This is a genomic window from Pseudomonas sp. GR 6-02 (assembly GCF_001655615.1).
Lineage (GTDB): Bacteria > Pseudomonadota > Gammaproteobacteria > Pseudomonadales > Pseudomonadaceae > Aquipseudomonas.
The window spans coordinates 3,423,865-3,445,271 of the sequence record NZ_CP011567.1; the positions used below are offsets into that span (position 1 = coordinate 3,423,865).

Annotated in this window: 18 protein-coding genes and 2 pseudogenes; 15 read left to right on the top strand and 5 right to left on the bottom strand. The window is 57.1% G+C overall.

Annotated elements, in window-relative coordinates; genetic code table 11:
- Positions 1–118 precede the first annotated feature (118 nt).
- From PGR6_RS15020 to PGR6_RS15065, 10 genes are all read left to right on the top strand, one after another.
- Positions 119–1,048, top strand: a complete 930-nt coding sequence (locus PGR6_RS15020) for a carbohydrate ABC transporter permease (RefSeq protein ID WP_064618053.1) — start codon at positions 119–121, stop codon at positions 1,046–1,048.
- Between the two features lie 10 nt (positions 1,049–1,058).
- Positions 1,059–1,889, top strand: a complete 831-nt coding sequence (locus PGR6_RS15025) for a carbohydrate ABC transporter permease (RefSeq protein WP_064618055.1) — start codon at positions 1,059–1,061, stop codon at positions 1,887–1,889.
- Between the two features lie 32 nt (positions 1,890–1,921).
- Positions 1,922–3,025 carry an ABC transporter ATP-binding protein gene (locus PGR6_RS15030; RefSeq protein WP_064618056.1) on the top strand — a complete coding sequence of 368 codons (1,104 nt, stop codon included), beginning with the start codon at positions 1,922–1,924 and terminating at the stop codon, positions 3,023–3,025.
- 16 nt (positions 3,026–3,041) lie between these two features.
- Positions 3,042–4,517 (top strand): mannitol dehydrogenase family protein, encoded by a 1,476-nt coding sequence (locus PGR6_RS15035; RefSeq protein ID WP_064618058.1) that lies wholly within the window; start codon positions 3,042–3,044, stop codon positions 4,515–4,517.
- Between the two features lie 126 nt (positions 4,518–4,643).
- Positions 4,644–6,140 carry a xylulokinase gene (gene xylB, locus PGR6_RS15040; protein WP_064618060.1) on the top strand — a complete coding sequence of 499 codons (1,497 nt, stop codon included), beginning with the start codon at positions 4,644–4,646 and terminating at the stop codon, positions 6,138–6,140.
- Positions 6,141–6,153: 13 nt separating this feature from the next.
- Positions 6,154–7,092 carry a carbohydrate kinase family protein gene (locus PGR6_RS15045; RefSeq protein WP_064618063.1) on the top strand — a complete coding sequence of 313 codons (939 nt, stop codon included), beginning with the start codon at positions 6,154–6,156 and terminating at the stop codon, positions 7,090–7,092.
- Between the two features lie 395 nt (positions 7,093–7,487).
- Positions 7,488–8,219 (top strand): hypothetical protein, encoded by a 732-nt coding sequence (locus tag PGR6_RS15050; protein ID WP_018926045.1) that lies wholly within the window; start codon positions 7,488–7,490, stop codon positions 8,217–8,219.
- A gap of 229 nt (positions 8,220–8,448) precedes the next feature.
- The gene (locus tag PGR6_RS15055; RefSeq protein ID WP_064618065.1) at positions 8,449–10,740 is read left to right on the top strand and encodes a type VI secretion system Vgr family protein; all 2,292 of its coding nucleotides are present in this window, start codon (positions 8,449–8,451) and stop codon (positions 10,738–10,740) included.
- Positions 10,737–12,470 (top strand): hypothetical protein, encoded by a 1,734-nt coding sequence (locus PGR6_RS15060; protein WP_064618067.1) that lies wholly within the window; start codon positions 10,737–10,739, stop codon positions 12,468–12,470. Before PGR6_RS15055 ends, PGR6_RS15060 begins: the two co-directional genes overlap by 4 nt.
- Positions 12,467–13,414 carry a PoNe immunity protein domain-containing protein gene (locus tag PGR6_RS15065; RefSeq protein WP_064618069.1) on the top strand — a complete coding sequence of 316 codons (948 nt, stop codon included), beginning with the start codon at positions 12,467–12,469 and terminating at the stop codon, positions 13,412–13,414. Before PGR6_RS15060 ends, PGR6_RS15065 begins: the two co-directional genes overlap by 4 nt.
- Positions 13,415–13,513: 99 nt before the next feature.
- Here PGR6_RS15065 and PGR6_RS15070 read toward each other — a convergent pair whose 3' ends face one another.
- Entirely contained in the window at positions 13,514–13,810 is a 297-nt protein-coding gene (locus tag PGR6_RS15070; protein ID WP_018926049.1) for a hypothetical protein, read from the bottom strand.
- Positions 13,811–14,182: 372 nt separating this feature from the next.
- Here PGR6_RS15070 and PGR6_RS15075 point away from each other — a divergent pair, with 372 nt between their 5' ends.
- The 3 genes from PGR6_RS15075 to PGR6_RS15085 all read left to right on the top strand — a co-directional run bounded on the left by PGR6_RS15075 (position 14,183) and on the right by PGR6_RS15085 (position 15,647).
- On the top strand, positions 14,183–14,716 hold the full coding sequence (locus tag PGR6_RS15075) for a hypothetical protein (protein ID WP_018926050.1): 534 nt from the start codon (positions 14,183–14,185) through the stop codon (positions 14,714–14,716).
- Positions 14,717–14,887: 171 nt separating this feature from the next.
- Positions 14,888–15,157, top strand: coding sequence for a DUF2790 domain-containing protein (locus tag PGR6_RS15080; protein WP_018926051.1), 270 nt, complete (start codon positions 14,888–14,890; stop codon positions 15,155–15,157).
- Between the two features lie 91 nt (positions 15,158–15,248).
- On the top strand, positions 15,249–15,647 hold the full coding sequence (locus PGR6_RS15085; protein ID WP_064618071.1) for a hypothetical protein: 399 nt from the start codon (positions 15,249–15,251) through the stop codon (positions 15,645–15,647).
- On the opposite strand, the gene PGR6_RS15090 is transcribed toward PGR6_RS15085, so the two are convergent.
- Positions 15,644–15,913, bottom strand: a complete 270-nt coding sequence (locus PGR6_RS15090; protein WP_026286409.1) for a DUF1652 domain-containing protein — start codon at positions 15,911–15,913, stop codon at positions 15,644–15,646. The two genes, PGR6_RS15085 and PGR6_RS15090, sit on opposite strands and share 4 nt — an antisense overlap.
- 391 nt (positions 15,914–16,304) lie before the next feature.
- Between PGR6_RS15090 and eco the strand changes: the two genes are divergently transcribed.
- On the top strand, positions 16,305–16,787 hold the full coding sequence (gene eco / locus PGR6_RS15095) for a serine protease inhibitor ecotin (protein ID WP_064618073.1): 483 nt from the start codon (positions 16,305–16,307) through the stop codon (positions 16,785–16,787).
- 30 nt (positions 16,788–16,817) lie between these two features.
- Here eco and ilvA read toward each other — a convergent pair.
- Both ilvA and PGR6_RS15105 read right to left on the bottom strand, forming a co-directional pair.
- Positions 16,818–17,813 (bottom strand): annotated as a pseudogene (gene ilvA / locus PGR6_RS15100) (threonine ammonia-lyase, biosynthetic); the annotation flags it as partial.
- Positions 17,814–18,035: 222 nt separating this feature from the next.
- Positions 18,036–19,514, bottom strand: a complete 1,479-nt coding sequence (locus PGR6_RS15105; protein ID WP_177343089.1) for a RimK family protein — start codon at positions 19,512–19,514, stop codon at positions 18,036–18,038.
- A gap of 200 nt (positions 19,515–19,714) precedes the next feature.
- Between PGR6_RS15105 and rimI the strand changes: the two are divergent.
- Positions 19,715–20,161: pseudogene (rimI, locus tag PGR6_RS15110) on the top strand (ribosomal protein S18-alanine N-acetyltransferase); the annotation flags it as partial.
- Between the two features lie 55 nt (positions 20,162–20,216).
- Here rimI and PGR6_RS15115 read toward each other — a convergent pair.
- Positions 20,217–21,365: a PQQ-dependent sugar dehydrogenase gene (locus PGR6_RS15115; protein WP_064618079.1), complete on the bottom strand. Its 1,149-nt coding sequence runs from the start codon at positions 21,363–21,365 to the stop codon at positions 20,217–20,219.
- Positions 21,366–21,407 lie beyond the last annotated feature (42 nt).

A 21,407-nucleotide genomic window follows, 5' to 3' on the forward strand; every position in this document is an offset into this window, starting at 1 on the left:
GCAGTCGCAAAGCTTTTGGGGCCGCTTCGCGACCCAGCGGGAGCAAGCTCCCTCACCACACAAGCCTCGCCCCTACAGTTGATCTTCATTTGTCTGTTCCCAATCGGTTCTGATCGCCATGAATACTTCAACCACTGTCAAAGCTCACATGGACATCCCGCAACCAGTACGTAAAAGCCGGTTGACCAACCCCGGCTGGTTTCTGGTCAGCCCCTCGGTGGCGTTGCTGCTGCTGTGGATGATCGTGCCGTTGGGCATGACCATTTACTTTTCGATGATCCGCTACAACCTGCTCTACCCTGGCGAAAACGAATTCGTGGGGCTGGAGAACTTCAGCTACTTCCTGAGCGATTCGGGTTTCCTGCCCGGCGCCACCAATACCCTGTTGCTGGTGGGCAGTGTGTTGCTGATCAGCGTGGTGTTCGGTGTGTTGATCAGCGCGTTGCTGGAGGCCAGTGAGTTTCTCGGTCGCGGCATCGTGCGGGTGATGTTGATCTCGCCGTTCTTCATCATGCCCACCGTCGGTGCGCTGATCTGGAAGAACCTGATCTTTCACCCGGTCTCGGGGATTCTCGCCTACATCTGGAAGCTGTTCGGCGCGCAGCCGGTGGACTGGCTGGCGCACTACCCGCTGCTGTCGATCATCATCATTGTGTCCTGGCAATGGTTGCCCTTCGCGATCCTGATCCTGATGACTGCCATGCAGTCCCTCGACCAGGAACAAAAGGAAGCCGCGCGCCTGGACGGTGCCGGCCCGATCGCGATTTTCTGGCACCTGACCTTGCCACACCTGGCCCGGCCGATTGCGGTGGTGGTGATGATCGAAACCATCTTCCTGCTGTCGGTGTTCGCCGAAATCTTCACCACCACCAACGGTGGCCCCGGTTACGCCTCGACCAACCTCGCCTACCTGATCTACAACCAGGCGCTGGTGCAGTTCGACGTCGGCATGGCCTCCGCCGGTGGCTTGATCGCGGTGGTGATTGCCAACATCGCGGCCATTGTGCTGGTGCGCATGATCGGCAAAAACCTGACAGACAAAGCCTGAGGCCCGCGCCATGACTCTTCAACAATCCCGTCGTCTGCAAAGCCTGCTGCTCGGCACCCTGGCCTGGGCCATCGCGATCGTGATTTTCTTCCCGATCTTCTGGATGGTGCTGACCAGTTTCAAGACCGAAATCGACGCCTTCGCCACGCCACCGCAGTTCATCTTCACGCCGACGCTTTCGAACTACCTGCACATCAACGAGCGTAGCGATTACTTCAGCTTCGCCTGGAACTCGGTGGTGATTTCCTTTAGCGCCACGGCATTGTGCCTGCTGATCGCGGTGCCGGCCGCCTATTCCATGGCGTTCTACGAAACCCAGCGCACCAAAGGCACGTTGCTGTGGATGCTCTCCACCAAGATGCTGCCGCCAGTGGGCGTGCTGATGCCGATCTACTTGTTGGCCAAGAGCTTTGGCCTGCTGGATACGCGAATCGCGCTGATCGTGATCTACACGCTGATCAACCTGCCGATCGTGGTCTGGATGGTTTACACCTACTTCAAAGACATCCCCAAGGACATCCTCGAAGCCGCACGCCTGGACGGCGCCACCCTGTGGCAGGAAATGGTCCGGGTGCTGCTGCCGATCGCCAAGGGTGGCTTGGCTTCCACGGTGTTGCTGTCGCTGATCCTGTGCTGGAACGAGGCGTTCTGGTCGCTGAACCTGACCTCGTCCAAAGCCGCGCCACTGACCGCACTGATCGCCTCTTACTCAAGCCCCGAAGGTTTGTTCTGGGCCAAGTTGTCGGCGGTGTCGACCCTGGCTTGCGCGCCGATCCTGATCTTCGGCTGGATCAGCCAGAAACAGCTGGTCCGCGGCCTGTCGTTTGGCGCCGTGAAATAGCCCTCAAAGAATAAACATAAAGGAGCGCCATCATGGCCAACCTGAAAATCAAAAATCTGCAAAAAGGCTTCGAAGGTTTTTCCATCATCAAAGGCATCGACCTGGAAGTGAACGACAAGGAATTCGTGGTGTTCGTCGGCCCGTCGGGTTGCGGCAAGTCCACCCTGCTGCGGCTGATCGCCGGCCTTGAAGAAGTCAGCGGCGGCACCATCGAGCTCGATGGCCGCGACATCACCGAAGTCAGCCCGGCCAAGCGCGACCTGGCGATGGTGTTCCAGACCTACGCCCTGTACCCGCACATGAGCGTGCGTAAAAACATGTCGTTCGCCCTCGACCTGGCCGGTGTAGCGAAAGCCGAAGTCGAGAAGAAGGTCGGCGAAGCAGCGCGCATTCTGGAACTCGGGCCGATGCTCGAACGTAAACCGAAACAGCTGTCCGGCGGTCAGCGTCAGCGCGTAGCGATCGGCCGGGCCATCGTGCGTAACCCGAAAATTTTCCTGTTCGACGAACCGCTGTCCAACCTCGACGCCGCCCTGCGGGTGCAAATGCGCCTGGAACTGTTGCGCCTGCACAAAGAACTGCAAGCCACCATGATCTACGTGACCCACGATCAGGTCGAAGCCATGACCATGGCCGACAAAGTCGTCGTGCTCAATGGCGGTAAGATCGAGCAGGTCGGTTCGCCACTGGACCTGTATCACCAGCCGGCCAACCTGTTTGTCGCAGGTTTTCTCGGCACACCGAAAATGGGCTTCCTCAAAGGCAAAGTCACCCGTGTCGACAGCCGGGGCTGCGAAGTGCTGCTGGACGCCGGCACCCGCATCACTCTGCCGCTGAGCGCGGCCAACCTGAGCGTCGGCGGCGCGGTGACGCTGGGCATACGCCCGGAACACCTGGAGCTGGCACAACCTGGCGACTGCACGTTGCAAGTCACCGCCGATGTCAGCGAACGTTTGGGCAGCGACACCTTCTGCCATGTGCTGACGTCGTCCGGCGAAGCGTTGACCATGCGCGTTCGCGGCGATCTGGCCAGCCGTTATGGCGAAACCCTGAGCCTGCACCTGGACGCCGAACACTGCCATTTATTCGATGCCGACGGCGTGGCGCTGACCCGTCCACTGCGCGCCGCAGCCTGATATCAGAGAACATGCGATGAAACTGAATAAATCCAACCTCAACTGCCTCGCCCCCGAGGTGGCCCTGCCCGCCTACACCCTGAGCGACACCCGCCAGGGCATCGCGCACATTGGCGTCGGCGGTTTCCACCGCGCACATCAGGCGTACTACACCGACGCCTTGATGAACACCGGCGAAGCACTGGACTGGGCCATCTGCGGGGTTGGCCTGCGCGCCGAAGACCGTCGTGCCCGGGACGATCTCAAAGAACAGGATTACCTGTTCACCTTGTTTGAACTCGGCGATACCGACGACACCGAAGTGCGAGTCATCGGCGCGATCCGCGACATGCTGCTGGCCGAAGACGGCGCCGAGGCGCTGATCGATAAACTGGCCAGCCCCGAGATCCGCATCGTCTCGCTGACCATCACCGAGGGCGGCTACTGCATCGACGACAGCAACGGCGAGTTCATGGCGCATCTGCCACAGATCCAGCACGACCTGAGCAATCCGAACACGCCGAAAACCGTGTTCGGCTTCCTCTGCGCCGCGCTGGCCAAACGGCGTGCCGCCGGCACGCCCGCGTTCACGCTGATGTCCTGCGATAACCTGCCGCACAACGGCGCGGTGACCCGCAAAGCCTTGCTCGCATTCGCCGCCCTGCGCGATGCCGACCTGCGCGACTGGATCGAGCGCAACGTCAGCTTCCCCAACGCCATGGTCGACCGCATCACGCCGATGACCAGCATCCAGCATCGCCTGCAATTGCACGACAAACACAGCATTGACGACGCCTGGCCAGTGGTCTGCGAACCGTTTGTGCAGTGGGTGCTGGAAGATAAATTCGTCAACGGTCGCCCGGCCTGGGAAAAAGTCGGCGTGCAGTTCACCGACGACGTCACGCCTTACGAAGAGATGAAGATCAAACTGCTCAACGGCAGTCACCTGGCCCTGACTTATCTGGGTTTTTTGAAGGGTTACCGCTTCGTTCACGAAACCATGAACGACCCGCTGTTCGTGCGCTACATGCGCGCCTACATGGACCTGGACGTGACGCCGCAACTGGCGCCGGTGCCGGGCATCGATTTGACCGAGTACAAAAACACCCTGGTGGCGCGCTTCTCCAATCAGGCGATTGCCGATCAACTGGAGCGGGTGTGTTCGGACGGCTCATCGAAGTTTCCGAAATTCACCGTGCCGACCCTCAACCGCTTGATCGCCGACGGCCGCGAGACCAAACGTGCGGCGCTGGTGGTGGCGGCCTGGGCGCTGTACCTCAAAGGCGTGGATGAGAACGGTCAGACCTATGCAATTCCGGATCCGCGGGCGGCGTTCTGTCAGGCGCTGGTGGCCGATGATGCATTGATCACCCAGCGGCTGCTGGAGGTTGAGGAGATTTTCGGCACGGCGATTCCGCGTTCGCCAGAGTTCGTCGCGGCGTTCGAGTGGTGCTGTAACAGCTTGCGGGAGGTTGGCGTGACGCAGACGCTCGAACGAGTGCTGGCCGTCTGATCATTCCCACGCTCTGCGTGGGAATGCAGCCCGGGACGCTCCGCGTCCCATCCAGAAGCGGACGCAGAGCGTCCATTGATGCATTCCCACGCAGAACGTGGGAACAATCTTCGGTAGGGTGTTTCCATGGCAAACCAACAACTATTCCTGGGCATCGACTGCGGCACCCAAGGCACCAAAGCCGTGATCCTCGACGCACACAGCGGTCAGGTCCTCGGTCAGGGCGCTGCTGTCCACAGCCTCATCAGCGGCCCCAATGGCCGTCGCGAGCAAGACACTGCCCAGTGGCTGGAAGCCTTTACCCAGGCCACCCGTCGCGCGTTGCTCGCCGCGGATGTCGATGGTCAGGCCATCCTCGGCATCGGCGTTTCCGGCCAGCAGCATGGTCTGGTGCTGCTCGACGATCACGGCCAGGTACTGCGCCCGGCCAAGCTCTGGTGCGATACCGAATCCACCCCGGAGAATGATCGTCTACTGGCTCATCTGGGCGGTGAAAAAGGCTCCCTGGAGCGCCTCGGCATCGTTATCGCGCCGGGCTACACCGTGTCCAAGCTGCTCTGGACCAAAGAACAACACCCGGAAATTTTCGCCCGCATCGCCCGTATCCTGCTGCCCCATGACTACCTCAACTATTGGCTTACCGGCCGCAGTTGCAGCGAGTACGGCGATGCGTCGGGCACCGGCTATTTCAACGTACGTACGCGCCAGTGGGACTTGCAACTGCTGCGCGACATCGACCCCAGCGGGCGCCTGCAAGCCGCGCTCCCGGAGCTGATCGATGCCCACCAGCCGGTCGGTACGATCCTGCCGGGCATCGCCGAGCATCTGGGCATCAACCCCAAGGCCCTGGTCTCCAGCGGCGGTGGCGACAACATGATGGGCGCGATCGGCACCGGCAACATCAAGCCCGGCGCGATCACCATGAGCCTCGGCTCTTCGGGGACGGTCTACGCCTATGCCGAGCAAGCGCACGTCAGTCCGGACGCCTCGGTGGCGACGTTCTGTTCCTCCAGCGGCGGCTGGCTGCCGCTGATTTGCACCATGAACCTGACCAATGCCACCGGCGCGATTCGCGAGTTGTTCGAACTGGATATCGAGCAGTTCAACGCCTTGGTCGAACACGCGCCGATTGGTGCTGAAGGCGTGTGCATGCTGCCGTTCCTCAATGGCGAACGCGTTCCCGCCCTGCCCCATGCCAGCGGCAGCCTGCTGGGGTTGACCATGACCAACCTGACCCGGGCCAATCTGTGCCGCGCCGTGGTGGAAGGCACCACCTTCGGTTTGCGTTACGGGCTGGACCTGCTGCGCCACAATGGCTTACAAAGCCGCAGCATCTGCCTGACCGGCGGCGGCTCCAAAAGCCCGGTGTGGCGGCAAATCGTCGCCGACATCATGAATACGCCAGTGATCTGTACCGAACAGAGCGAGGCCGCGGCGCTTGGCGCAGCGATTCAGGCGGCGTGGTGCAAGTCTTGGGCAAACGGCCACGAAGACAGCCTGGCGGACTTGTGCGAGCGCTGCGTGAAGCTCGACCTGGCCAGTGAAACCCTGCCGATTGCAGAAAATGTACAGGCCTGTCAGCAGGCCTACGAACGCTATCAACAGCATGTCGCAACCCTTTAAAGAGCGAGCAACTATGTATCTGGTGTGTGGTGAAGCGCTATTCGATTTCTTCAGCGAAGACGATGCCAGCGGCCTGGCGTCCAAAGTGAATTTCAAAGCAATTGCTGGCGGCTCGCCGTTCAACGTCGCGGTAGGTTTGCGCCGCTTGGGCGTGGATGCCGCACTGTTTGCCGGGCTGTCGACCGACTACCTCGGCCGTCGCTTGCAGCAAGTGCTGCAGGATGAAGGCGTACGCCCGGATTACCTTGTGGACTTCGCCGCGCCGACCACGCTGGCGATGGTCGCGGTCGGTGCCAATGGCTCGCCCCACTACAGCTTTCGCGGCGAAGGCTGCGCGGATCGGCAGTTGAGCCTTGCGCATCTGCCGCAACTGGGGCCTGAAGTGCGCGGCTTGCACATCGGCTCGTTCTCGCTGGTGGTGCAACCGGTTGCCGATACCTTGCTGGCGCTGGTGCAGCGCGAAAGTGGCAAACGCCTGATCAGCCTCGACCCGAACGTACGCCTGAATCCCGAGCCGAACATCGAGTTGTGGCGTTCACGGATCGCCACCCTGGTGGAGCTTGCCGACCTGATCAAGGTCAGCGACGAAGATTTGAGCCTGTTGTATCCCGAGCAGGATCCGCAGCGCGTGATCGAAGGCTGGCTGGAGCATCGTTGTCAGTTGGTGTTCCTGACCCGTGGCGGTCAGGGGGCGACAGTGTTCAGCCGGGCTCATGGCACATGGTCGGTGCCGGCCTGTTCGGTGAAGATTGCCGACACCGTTGGGGCTGGCGATACCTTCCAGGCGGCGCTGATTACCTGGCTGACCGAGCAGCAGCTGGATTCGGTTGCGGGTGTGCAGCGGCTGAGCCGTGAGCAGATTGACGGGATGCTCAGGTTTGCGGTGAGTGCCGCCGCGTTGACCTGCAGCAAGACCGGGCCGGATTTGCCGTATCGGCGGCAGTTGAGCTGAAATACACACCCCATACCTCCTCTACTATGGCAGGTCCTGATTTCAGGGCCTGCCGCAGGACTTGAATAAAAGACAGCTTGCATATCTTTCTTCATTGAGCGCTACATCTTTTCTCCCATTATATTTTTTAGATATAGTCTTATTGCAATTTAAAAAATAAAACCCGGGCAAAAGATAAGCGGTCATTGACAGCTTTATATTTTTTACACCTGAGAAAATTTATAGCGATTTATACTTGCAACTATTCCAAAAAATAATCATATGCAGCCAACTACAACCAGTTAGTTACTTGACCGCTACATGCCTTCAACTAGTATCTTTTCCACGCACGGCGCAGGTAAGGACAATTGCTGTGCGAATCCTTATACCACCACAACAGGAAAAGGAACTCCAACATGGAAAGTGTCGCTATCTCAGCTGCCCAAATTAACTGGAACGGCGGACAACGCATTACGCTCACCGCAGGTGATACAGCCACCTGTACCGCGCTTAGCCCAGGCCAGTTGTATGGGATCTTTATCTACAACTCCGCGCAAAATGACAACAACTCGACTGTCTCCGTGAACTGGAGCAACAGCCAGCCGCCCGTACCGATCACGGTACCTGGCACCACGGCCAATGCAGGCCTGGCATCGTTGGGTTTTGTCTCGGGCACCGATACTCAAACCGTTTCGGTCTCACTGTCCAGCAACGCCGGTAAATCACAGGTCGAAATCTGGCTGGGAAGTGTCAGCATGCCGACCAACACATCGGGGCTCAGCAACTATCCGCTGCCGGCCGATGGTGAGCAGCATCCGTTCAACAAGTACACCCGCTACTATGCGGTCCCTCCATCGAAATGGATGAACCTGACGATCACCAGCACCATTACACAGTTCCTCTCTTGCCAGTTCCGTGAGGCGCAAGCGACCGTGTTCGTCGTCAATGAGACGTCGAACGGCCTGCTCTCCGGCCAGGTCACCACGATCGGGCCTACTGCAAGTGAAGTTGGGGCCGTCAAGATCAGTTACTCGCAGATTCAGAGTATTTCCAATAATCTGCAAGGCGACGGTACGCAGTGGGTCTGGATGGATGCTGACAGCCAGCAAAACTCTCAGAGCGCGACCATTTCCCTGCAATCGCTTTGAATTTATTGGCTGAGTCATAAACGAAGGCCCCATCTGTGGGGCCTTCTTTTTTATATGGCGTAGCGGTCAATTGCCTCGAAAAGTGCCTGTATTCATCGTGCAAAACCTCAGCTATAGGGGAAAGCCCTACAAGCGTCAGGCCCCTGACCTACGGCATTTTCGCCTTGAACATGGCCATTTAATACTGCACCATCCGCCCCCTGCTTTTTCAAAGGACGGAATTCAAGGCATGCTGGACGCAAACGCAATCCATATCTCCCTCACCCTCGAAGGCGTTTCCGTCGACCTTCAGGTGCTCAGCTTCATCGGCCGCGAGGCCCTCAACCAGCCGTTCTGTTTCGACATCGAACTGGTCAGCACCCGCCCCGACCTGAAACTCGAAGAGCTGCTGCACAAGCCCGGTTGTCTGACCTTCGGCGCCACCGGCCAGGGCAAAATCCATGGTCTGGTGTACCGCATCGAGCAAGGCGATTCCGGCAAGAGCCTGACCCGCTACAGCATCAGCCTGGTGCCGCAACTGGCTTACCTGCGCCACAACCACGACCAACAGATTTTCCAGCAACTCAGCGTACCGAAGATCATCGCCCAGGTCCTCGAAGCCCGCGGCATTCTGGCCGACGCCTACAGCTTCCAGCTCGGCGCGATCTACCCGGAGCGCGTGTACTGCGTGCAGTACGACGAATCCGACCTGCATTTCATCCAGCGCCTGTGCGAAGAGGAAGGCATCCATTTCCACTTCCAGCACTCGGCCAGCGGCCACAAACTGGTGTTCGGCGATGACCAGACGGTGTTCCGCAAACTGGCGCCGGTGAGCTACCAGCAGGACTCCGGCATGGCCGCCGAAAAACCGGTGATCAAGCGCTTCAACCTGCGCCTGGAAACCCGCACTACCCGCGTCAGCCGCCGCGACTACGACTTCGAAAAACCCCGGCTGCTGCCGGAAAGCGCGGCCAAAAGCGCGTTCGCCCCGGACCTCGAAGACTACGACTACCCCGGCCGTTTCACCGACCGCGCGCGCGGCAAGCAACTGGCAACCCGTGCCCTCGAGCGCCATCGCAGCGACTACCAACTGGCCGAAGGCAAAGGCGACGAGCCGACCCTGGTCAGCGGCCACTTCCTGGCTCTCAGCGAACACCCGCGCGCCGAATGGAACGACCTGTGGCTGCTGCTGGAAATCGTCCACGAGGGCAAACAGCCGCAAGTGCTCGGCGAGAACACCACCAGCGACGTCACCGACAACAAGGACGACTTCCACCAGGGCTACCGCAACCGCTTCCTCGCCACCCCGTGGGACGCGCACTTCCGCCCGGCCCTGGAACACCCGAAACCGCAAGTGCTGGGCAGCCAGACCGCCATCGTCACCGGCCCGCCGGGGGAAGAAATCCACTGCGATGAATACGGCAGGGTCAAGGTGCAATTCCACTGGGACCGCGACGGCCAGGCCGACGACAAGACCAGCTGCTGGCTACGCGTCGCCAGCGGCTGGGCCGGCAACGCCTACGGCGGCATCGCCATCCCACGGGTCGGCATGGAAGTGCTCGTCACCTTCCTCGAAGGCGACCCCGACCAGCCGCTGATCACCGGCTGCCTGTACCACAAGGAAAACGTCGTCCCCTACGACCTGCCGGCGAACAAGACCCGCAGCACCTTCAAAACCCTCAGCTCGCCGGGCGGCAAGGGCTACAACGAGTTTCGCATCGAAGACAAAAAAGGCGCGGAACAGATCTACCTGCACGCCCAGCGCGACTGGGATGAAAACATCGAACACGACCAGAAAATCCGCGTCGGCAATGAACGGCATGACACGGTCGAAGCCAACGTGTTCAGCGAGTTCAAGGTGGAAGAGCACCGGATTACCCATCTGGACCGCAAGACCGAAGCACGGGCGGATGATCACCTCACCGTGGGCGTGACCCAGCATGTGAAGGTGGGCACCGCGCAGTTTGTCGAGGCCGGTCAGGAGATTCATTACAACGCTGGCGAGAAGGTAGTGGTTGAGGGTGGCATGGAGCTCACGGCCAAGGCTGGCGGGAGTTTTGTGAAGATTGATGCGGGGGGTGTGACGATCAGTGGGGCTGAGGTGAAGGTCAACTCGGGTGGTGGGCCAGGTTCCGGCACCGGAATCGCCATCCTTGCCCCGCTTATTCCAGGACTTGCTGCTGCCGACATCGCCGGTCGCCTGATGAAAGAAGCCAAGACCGATCCGACCTGGCTGGAATTGAACCTGCATTACGACAACCTTGAGCCTGTGCAGGGCGCGTCGTATCGAGTTGATTTTGCCGACGGGTCGACCCGTGAAGGCGTGCTGGACGACGACGGCTTTGCTCGTTTGGAGGATGTCCCGAAAGGACCGGCCAAGGTGTATTACGGCGAGGATCCAAGGCCGTACAACCGTGAATCAATCAAGGTTGTCGAAAGCTCCGACGATAAGATCAACGAAGACTTGCTCAAATTAGGATATGACCCGAACGAGGTCGATTTACAGGCTTTGGTTGAACAAGCTGCAGGGAGGCTGGCATGAGTGAAGTAGCACAAAATACCGAGGTCACAGACGACACAGACCGTAAGGCCGCTTATAAGGAAGCAGCTGTCGAGTTGGCCAAAGGTATCGCCATGGGCGCCGTGCCTTTCCTCGGCCAGGCCATCGACGCCTATGACACTATCGAATCGTCCATTACTTTGTATAACGCAGAAAGCGCAGACGGAAAGGAAGACGCCAAATTTGACCTTTTAATGGCAGTGATAGGCTGGATACCAGGCCCAGGCGATGGGTTGAAGAAAAGCATGCGCATCGTTAACCGCGACCCACAGCGATTTGCACCGGTTTTGTTCGATCTGTTGCGCTTCGTTCTTCAGGAGTGTGGAATCAAAACCAGTCCCGAGGAGCTGCTCAAGCAGGTTTTCGATGCGTCAAAATTGAGTGCTGAGCTAGACGCTATCATTAGCGCGGTCAAAGGCTCGTCGACATTTCAGAGTTTGCCTAATTGGGCAAAATCCGCGGTCGTTACCGTCTTGGCGACGTCTCGCGACAACATGCCGGAAATGCTCGCTATTGTCGAAAGACGCTTGCTCAAGTGGAAAGGCATGCAACGCAACAGCTCTGCGATGGCGGCGTCAAGCAAGCCGGCAACAACAAAGAAACCCGCGGGCAAAGATGCTTCAGTGGCGAGTCAAGGTGCGGACGGCGCGAGCGGCACACATTCCAACAAGATTGACCAGCAGAACGCAGCCACCAAGGTCTACCATATTGCCAATGATGCACTTGGCGTCAGTGGAGAGCATATCGCCGACTATTACTGCGCGGAAACTCTAGGCTGGGGTAAACATTGGGATGGCCATGATAAAGGCGCAGAGGGACGTTGGCTTAGTGGCAATCCTGACGAAAATACGTTAGGCAAACTTTCAATGGGTGGCAACCCAAAAGAATGGCACGCCCTGTATAAATTATCTGATGGGGCGAACGGTACTGGTATCGACGCAGTATGGCGCGCCGATCCTGCAACGAATGATTCAAAAAAGTTTGCGATTGTCGAAGCTAAAGCAAGCAGAGACGAAGACACTCCAAAATTTATAAAAGATCAATACAGAAAAAAAGAAGAAGAGGATAAGGCAGCTAAGCACTCAAAAAAACCGGCGGCTTCAGGCCCACAACCAGAACCTCGTAAACCCAGCATTGTTTCCAAACTGGGTGTTTCGGGTGATATTGCAGTTGAAGAGTTACTCGAACCTGTTGATCAATCAGACACGACTGCAGAAACAACCGCGCCGAAAAAATCCCGACCGGGAAAAAAACACAATAGTACGACTACTAAAAATGCATCGACGAGCAGTAACAGAAAAAAAGCCACCAATGATAACGCACCAAAAGAAAAAGCTAAAACAATAGAAAAAACAGAGCAAAAAAAAGAAATTGACTCTGCTCAACCTACCGAAAAATCGGGCAAGGTTGTATTGGTACAAATGAGTATCGAATGGATTCACCAGAACATAGACAAAGCTCTACGTGAGAAAATTTCAAAGAACGTTCTTAGTTCATTCAGTCGGCATTTATTTTTCACACCTCTTTACAGCGTTCTCAATGGTCCTCGCGAACACGCAAAAGCTCGAAAAAATATGACGGGGCCGGAGACTCATACTGCGCACGAGGCTATTCACTACAAAGAAAACAAAGTTAAAGAAGCCGTCAATAAAAAGAAGGCGTCACTCACCAAAAAATACGGCAAATTGAGCTCCCTGAAGGAGGAGGAATGATCATGAGCAGAAGACAACAATTCTTAAGCGAAGCTCGCTTCGATAATTTTTTTATCAACTACAAAGATTCGATTGAATTCTTCAAAGAAAATACGTTTCAGGCGGACTCTGACGAGCAAGAAAAATCGCTCAGAGCCAGATACTTTCAGAAGCTGATACTCAAGGAAATACTGATACGCTACACCGCTGGCAATGAGATCGTAGTCCTGATCCCATTATTGGAAAAGCTTGTAAAAAGTTACGAGCTTCTTCAGGAGAAGCTGGCGAATTACGAAAAAATCCCGAACATTACACCATTAACGATTGATGACTGGCCTGATCAGTACGAAGAATGCGTTCAAGTGTTCAGTCTGTGTATTCTTCTACATCGCACCGACCTGCTAAAACGATTCGTTGCCTTAATAGATCCAGCAGGTTACGCAGGCGATGACACCCTCTATGAGGATTTGCTTTGCAAACTGCTGCCTGACCGATACGACGTCGATCGCTGGTATCACGATGTTTACTCGCCTCTGGTATACGCCACCTATGAGGAGGACAAGGAAGAAGCTTCCAAACTATTGCAAAAATATTGCAATGATTGGTATCCCGCGTTTGAGCAGGCCTCATGGCACGACTCTCACAAACAAGGGGATGAAGGAGGCTACTTTGGATATTGGGCGCTGGAGGCTGGTGCTATTGCTTTTCTGTACGGTATCGACGACAGCAAAATTAATCATATGGTTTATCCAAAAGACTTGGTCGAATACGCGAGAAATTACCAACCGACCGACACTGCCCAGATTGCTCGTATAAATGCAGGGCAACCTTGCAGTAAAGCAGGCTATTGGTTTACACCTGCACAAGCAGAATCTCGTCGCTATTTCGAACAGGGCGAAATCATGCCGAGCTTCAGCGACTCGAGATGGGGCGATACTATTTGGTATTGGTCAGGTGAAGAATAATAGCGGCGGCAGATTGACTTGACTTCAGCCAATCATTGTTCGGATGGGCGAACAAGCCAGCGTCCGCAAGAGGCTGGCTTGTGTGTAATACCGTATCCGTCAGACCGGCGCTTTCCAGCCCATCATCCGCTGCTGCGCAACTTGCAGCAGGTCGCAACCATCCTGGGTCAACAAATAAATCGCATGGGTAATGTGCGGAATGTCCTGAACATCACCGTGCTTGAAGCATAGGCAGTGAAGTGTTTCAAGTAACTGGCTGGAGGCCCGGATGCGCTGGAGGGCGGATTCGAGGATGTCCTGGGGATTGGCTTCTGTGTCGATTACCAAGGGATTTGAGTTGGTGACGCTGCTTTTGATTGAACGATAACGATCTGGAAACGGGTTAAAAGTTTGCATATGGATTACTCGATTGTTTGTAAGTAACCACCAGCACCGTGACCAAACGATGGAGGCGGACTGTGTACAGGCTTGGTCAACCGATAACAACCAACCGGCTCGCCCGAAGGCGTCCCGCACACAGCCGCCATAGCAACGCACTGTGAGGACATAGATGTCCGCAGCGCGAATGATGGCACATATGTGCGTTGTTATCAGGTGACCAAACCTGTTCGCTGATTTTGCAGCGACGCCAAACAGTAACCGCTGGAAACCAGCCGGCGAAAGACAACAACACGCCCGAGCCTGTAGGAACGGGACGAAGCTTTCTTAGGATTTATCACGACTCACGGGCAGTAACGTAGGACCCGACAACCGAAGGGATTTCCCCGAATGCAAACACCATGGAAGTACATCATCGCGGCACTGCTAGCCGCCCCGGCCTACGCGCAACCACTCCAGACAATCCTCACCTGCCCTTTGGCCGATAGAACTCAGGTGTCCTTGCTGGCGGAAACGAATGCGCAAGGCCAGCGCCTGTTTGTGAAACTCGACAGCAAAATCCAACCGGCCTTTACCGACATCCCGGATTTCGACTTTTTCGGCGAAGTCTTCCTGGCAAAGTGTGTTTCTTCCAGCCTGATATTCGCCTTCGCATACGGCTCGCCGTATCTAAAAGGCGTCGTTTTACGCAAGAACCCTGTCACTCACACCGTCGAGCGAATCGATTTTGCCGAGAAGGCGCTACCACGTTGGCTGTACCTCGGACGAGAGCAGATCCGGCTGGTCATTCCTAATATTGGGTATGAAGTGTCGGCGAAGTTTTTGGTCTATGACTATGTTGCTGGAAGGGGGCAGTTGGAAGGACCCGCTGGTATAGAGACGCCTCCAGATCGACGTGGGTTCAAGGTTGTGCACCTCGAATAGATAACCGCACAACCGGCTCGCAACAACCATTAGCCCGCTACTTAACCTTCGATTAATCCTGCGGTCCAAAACTTTACTGGACCGCACTCCCTCAGCACCCTCTGACGCCCAGTGCGGCAGGTTCGACGCTCTTGCATCGAACTGGCTTCCCCTCTGCACTGGAGACCCATCATGAACATGCGAACACTGCTGATGACCACCGCCCTCGCCTGCACCGCTTTCGCCGGTTTCGCTCAGGCCAACGACACGTCGTCCTCTCAGGCCGTGCCTTATCACTACGGCATGCCGCTGAATGTGGGCAAGGTCATTTCCATGACCGAACCGTCGACGCTGGACTGCGAAGTGGTCACGGCGGACATGAAGTACATCGATAGCACCTCGGGCAAGCCTGCGGAAATTACCTATCGAAAACTTTCTGACGCGTGCAGTTATCAGAGCTGACAGACGATTCTGATTCGGCACTTGGCGGTAGGCCTGCGGGGATTCTGAGGCTATGCTTCGGCGTCCCCCTCTACTGCCGAAAGGATTCGCCATGCCGTTCTCGTTTCGCACGCTTTCAACGTTCACCGCCGCGCTTTGCTTTCTGCTGGCGCTGGTGTGGGGTTTGATGCCGCAATGGTTGCTGGCGATCTGGGGTATCGAGTATTCGCCCGCAGCGGGGTTTGTGGCCAGGCGCAGTGCGGTGCTGTTCGGTGCGCTTGGGGTGATGTTTTATCTCGTGCGGCAGGCACCGCCCTCGGCGGCGAGAAGTGCGATATGCAGCGGCTTTATGGTTGGCTGTTTCGGCTTGGCAGCGCTGGGCTTCGGCGAATGGCTCAATGGTCATGCCGGGCCGGGTATCTTACTGGCGATCCTGGTGGAGTTGGCGCTGGGTCTGGGGTTTATCCAGACCCGGCGCGTGTCGCTCGAATTGGGTGAAACAGTCGGCTAATGAGCTTTCGACTTAGTGCTGGGCAAATGGCTATGGGTCTTGTGCTCAAGGTCGGTGCGTAACTCGGCGATAAGATGATTAATCTCCCGACATCCGTTGAGGCGATGGGCGTCTATGCCGGTGACGCACAGGTCGAGATGGTCAGTCTCGTTGTCCGAATACACCTTGACGGTCATCGACAGATCCGGAGATAGCGTGCATTGGCAGCGTTTCGGAAGAAAACTGCTTTCAACGATATTGCGTAGTTCCAAGGCAGAAAGAAACATGGCCACCCTCTCGGTATTGTGAGATTGCCAATCGAAAATCAATTGTCGGTCGGAGCTCAGATCACCCGTTCTTTTCTTCCTTGCGGGTTTCATCGTTCCAACGTCCGACCGTTTTTTTTGTTTCAGCGCTGACTCAACGGGACCGTGGTCAGCTCAAGACAGCTTCAGCATAAAACATGCCCGGAATTTCGCCCTGCGGCTCGTCGGCCAATCAAGGGTTTAACAAAGAAGGCAATACATCACGTCATGCAAAATGCAAGAAAGGACTGTTTTCGACACCTGCATTTTGCAACCCATCTCTGATGGCGGGTTTGCATTGACCGAGGACGGCAGTGAGAATGCGGCCATCTGTTCAGTATCCGCTGACCCAACGCACACGCAAGGAGGCATTATGGGTGCTTTGCCCTTTAATACGACCGTCGGGCTGATAGTTACCGTTCTGTCGTCCGTTGCCCAGGCCGCGACACTCGAAGACGTCGCGCCGTATCCCAAACCAGAGAGCGGCTTTACCCGCCAGGTCATTCATCTCGCCCCGCAAAAACAGGAAGACGCCTACCAGGTCGAAATTCTGGCCGGCAAGACCCTGACCGTCGACTGCAACCGTCAGCGTCTAGGCGGCATGCTTGAGGAAAAGAACCTCGAAGGCTGGGGCTACCCGTTTTACCGGCTGGAAAAAGTCACCGGCCCGATGAGCACCCTGATGGCCTGTCCTGACGGCAAGCGCAAACAGGACTTCGTGCCGGTGGTCGGTGACGGTTTCAAGCTGCGCTACAACAGCAAACTGCCGATCGTGCTCTATGTGCCCAAGGACGTCGAAGTGCGCTACCGGATCTGGTCGGCGTCGAGCCGCGTCGAGAACGCCGTTCAGGAATAACTGGTCCATCCCTCACGCCGGGGCGCCGCTCAATGCGGCGCGCTCGGCCACATGACGCAAGCTGTCGAAGTTGATATTCGCACCGGAGTCGATGGCCACCAGGGTCTGCCCTCGGACGCCGGTTTGCGCCACGTACTGCTTGATGCCCGCCACGGCCAGGGCGCCGGAAGGTTCGGTGATCGAGCGGGTATCGTCGTAGATATTCTTGATCGCGGCGCAGAGTTCGTCGTTGCTGACGGTCAGCACTTCATCGACGCAAAACCGGCAGACCTCGAAACCATGCGCGCCGATCTGAGCGACGGCCACACCATCGGCGAAGGTGCCAACGGTCGGCAGCACAACCCGTTCGCCGGCCTGTAAGGCCGCCTGCAAACAGGCGGAATGTTCCGATTCGACACCGATGATCCGCACTTCCGGGCGCAGGTATTTGACGTACGCGGCGATACCGGCGATCAAGCCACCGCCGCCCACCGGCACAAAGATCACATCCAGCGGCCCTTGGTGCTGACGAAGGATCTCCATGCCGACGGTGCCCTGCCCGGCGATCACGTCCGGGTCGTCGAAGGGCGAGACAAAGGTGCGGCCGGTTTGCTGTGCCAGGTCCAGCGCATAGGCCAGGGCAAACGGAAAACTTTCGCCGTGCAGCACCGCATCGGCACCCCGGCTGCGCACACCCAGCACCTTTAATTCCGGCGTTGTGCAGGGCATGACGATAGTGGCGGCAATCCCCAACTCGCGAGCCGCCAACGCTACGCCTTGGGCATGATTGCCTGCCGATGCGGTGATCACGCCCCGAGCCTTCTGTTCATCGCTCAGGTTCACCAGCTTGTTGTAAGCACCACGGATCTTGAAGGAAAAAGTCGGTTGCAAGTCTTCGCGCTTGAGCAGGATCTGATTACCCAACGCCTCGGACAAGGCCGGTGCCGCTTGCAGCGGCGTGCGCACGGCGAGTTCGTAGACCGGCGCGGCGAGGATCTTTTTCACGTAATGCTCAAGCAAACTCTGCTGGGTGGGGGTGCTGTTCATGGTCGTCTCCTGACGTTGATCGGAGCCCAAGAGACAGAAACTAAAAACCCGCCTCTAGGGCGGGTTGGGTGCTGCAGTCGTGAGCTAGCCCGCCAAATAAGGAATGGCGGTAATAATGCTTGGCTGGCAGCGCAATACGGTGGAAGTCATGGCTGGAAATTAGCCGGACGCTGATGGCAAGTCAATGGCCAAATTTCAACAAGCTCGGTAGGTTGAGGCCACTCACCAAGCCTGACCACGGCGTTTGAGCTCCAGCCGCCGGACGAACTCTTCCAGCACCAGCGTGTACAGATCGTCCTGCAGGTACGCGTCTTCGATGCCGGCGTCGATGTTCGGGTTGTCGTTGACTTCGATCACAACCACTTTGTCGCCGGACTGTTTGAGGTCGACGCCATAGAGTCCGTCGCCAATGAGATTCGCGGTTTTCACCGCCAGTTCAACCACCGCGCGAGGCGCTTCGTGAACTGCCAGGGTGCGGCATTCGCCGTTGATGTCCTGGCCTTTGGCCTTGTGGTTGTAGATCTGCCAGTGGCCCTTGGACATAAAGTACTGGCAGGCAAAAATTGGTTTGCGGTTGAGCACACCAATGCGCCAGTCGTACTCGGTGTAGAAGAACTCCTGGGCCAGCAGCAACACCGAGTGTTCGAACAGTTCGGCGGTGGCCTTGAGCAAGGCTTGCTGGCTTTCGACCTTGATGACGCCCCTTGAGAAACAGCCGTCGGGGATTTTCAACACCAAAGGAAACCCCAGACGCTCGCCTACCCGCTCAAAGTCTTCCGGTCGCTCCTTGTAGAGGATTTCAGTGGCCGGCATGCCCAGTTGATGGCTCTTGAGCAAGTCAGTCAGGTAAACCTTGTTGGTACAGCGCAGGATCGACGCCGGATCGTCCATCACCACCAGGCCTTCACTCTCGGCTTTTTTCGCGAAACGATAGGTGTGGTTGTCGACGCTTGTCGTCTCGCGTATCAGCAGCCCGTCGTATTCGGCGATTCGGGCGTAGTCTTTGCGTTCGATCAGCTCAACGTCGATGCCCAGCATCTTGCCGACCCTGACAAAGTTGTCCAGAGCCTTGGGGTTGGAGGGCGGCAATGCTTCTTGCGGGTCGTGCAGAATGGCCAAGTCATAACGGGCCAAGCGCCGAGAGCGTGGCAGGCGCCAGATCTTGCGACTGAAACTATCTAGCGCGTTTGCAAACTGATCTTCCTGATCTTCACGCAACTTATGCAGGGTGCCGAACTTTACACCTTCGATGTGCCAACCGTTAGTTCGACGAAATTCAACTAACAATATCGGACAAGGAAAAACCTCGAATAACTGTCGAGCCAATTCCTGTAATGGCTCGATTGAGGTCTGGCCGAAGTACAGGGTCAAGGTGAAACCTTCGGTATCGCTGTAAACATGATGACTTAAGGCTTTTTCCAGGGTTTTATCCAGATCGTCCAAGGCCAGGCCATACAGGGACTTTCGGGTCAGCTCGCTGATGGTCCGCACCGACGGAATCACCTTGTGCCCCCGCGCTTCGGCCAACAGCGAGCAGTAATAACCGTGCCCGAGGTACTTGTAACTGCGGCACAGGTTGATCACCTGAACCCGTTCGCCCTGCTCGTTGTTACGGGTCTGTTCGAGGTATTCCTGGGCGGTGACGATGTCTTCACTGGGAAAGTATGAGGCCCAGTCTTCCTTGCGTTCGACGATTATCATCAACGGACTGGAAGTTCTGATCGAGGCATTTAAATAGTTTGCAGAAGTTATTGCCGTCGGCAACGTTTGTTCGGATACTTCGCGCCAATGACCTTGTACCGCTGACATAGTGATTGATCCGTTGGAGAACAAGACCTTTCCTATTAAGCACGAACTTTTTCGAAAGTCCCGTTTCGTTACGCAACTTTTACGGCGGTCATATGAATCCTGTTTTTCGCCTGGCGGTCATTGAAGACCTTCCAGCACTGCTGGCACTCGAACAGCAATGCTTCACCACCGACCGGCTCAGCCGGCGCAGTTTTCGATGGATGATCAGCCGGGCTCACGGGCAACTGCTGGTGGCCCAACGTGGCGAGCGATTGGTGGGGTATGCGCTGGTGTTGTTTCACCGGGGTACTTCACGGGCACGTCTGTACTCGATTGCGATCGCCGTTGATGCTCGCGGCAGTGGGCTGGGTAAGCAATTGCTCGAACGCGCCGAAGCCTGCGCCCTTGAGCACGATTGCGCCTGCCTGCGACTTGAAGTTCGCATCGACAACCCGATGGCAATCGCTCTGTACGAGCGCAACGGTTATCGGCGATTCGGGCTGATTCATGACTATTACCAGGACCATGCCGACGCGATGCGACTGGAGAAACACGTTCTGTAGCAGCTGCCGAACACAGGCTACGCCAGCAGCTACAAAGGTTGTGCGAGTCTGTTTACTTCAACCCAACCTTGTACAACGCACCATCGTCTTCATCGGTCAGTACATACAGATAACCATCCGGCCCCTGCCGCACATCGCGAATCCGTTTGTTCAGCTCACCCAACAGCCGCTCTTCGTGAACAACCTTGTCGCCGTCGAACTGCAGGCGGATCAGCTCCTGGCCCACCAGCGCGCCGATAAACACGTTGTGCTGCCAGGCCTTGAAGCGATCGCCATCGTAGAACGCCATGCCGCTGAGGCCGGGGGATTTTTCCCAGACATGCTGTGGACCTACGGTGCCTTCGACGATTTTGCCCTTGGCTTCCGGGATCGGCAGGCCGGAATAGTTGATGCCGTGGGTTGCTATCGGCCAGCCATAGTTCTTGCCACGCTCGATGATGTTGACTTCGTCACCGCCCCGGGGGCCGTGCTCATTTTCCCAGAGCGTTCCGCTCCAGGGATTGAGCGCCGCGCCTTGCGGGTTGCGATGGCCGTAGGACCAGATTTCCGGGCGTACGCCTTTTTGCCCGACGAAGGGGTTGTCCTTCGGCACCTTGCCGTCCGGATAGATCCGCACCACCTTGCCTTGCAGCTTGTCGAGGTCCTGCGCCGTGGGTCGATCGTTGTTCTCGCCCAGGGTGATGAACAGATAACCGTCGCGGTCGAACACCAGACGGGAGCCGAAGTGATTGCCAACCGAAAGCTTGGGCTCCTGGCGGAAGATCACATTGAAATCCTTGAGGGCCGTCAGGTCTTCCGACAACCGTCCGCGACCGACCGCCGTACCCGCCTTGCCGCCCTCACCGCCACCTTCGGCATAAGACAGATAGACCATGCGGTCTTGCTTGAAGTCGGGCGACAACACCACATCGAGCAACCCGCCCTGCCCGTTGGCCCAGACCTGAGGCACACCGCTGAGCGGACTCGAAAGTTTGCCATCGACACTGACCACCCGCAGGTTGCCCGGCCGTTCGGTCACCAGCATCCCTTGGCGACCGGGGAGGAACGCCAGCGCCCAGGGATGCTCCAGACCTTTAACGATCGGCGTGACCTCAAGGGTGCCCTCCTCACTTTTCAATTCCTGGGCAGGCGCAGCAAACACGGGCGCACTGATGATCAGTACGCCGACAAATAGTGTAGTCAGGAGGGTCTTATGCAACATGCACGATTCCTTTTGTGGTCAAAATGGCTGGCAAGACCTCTG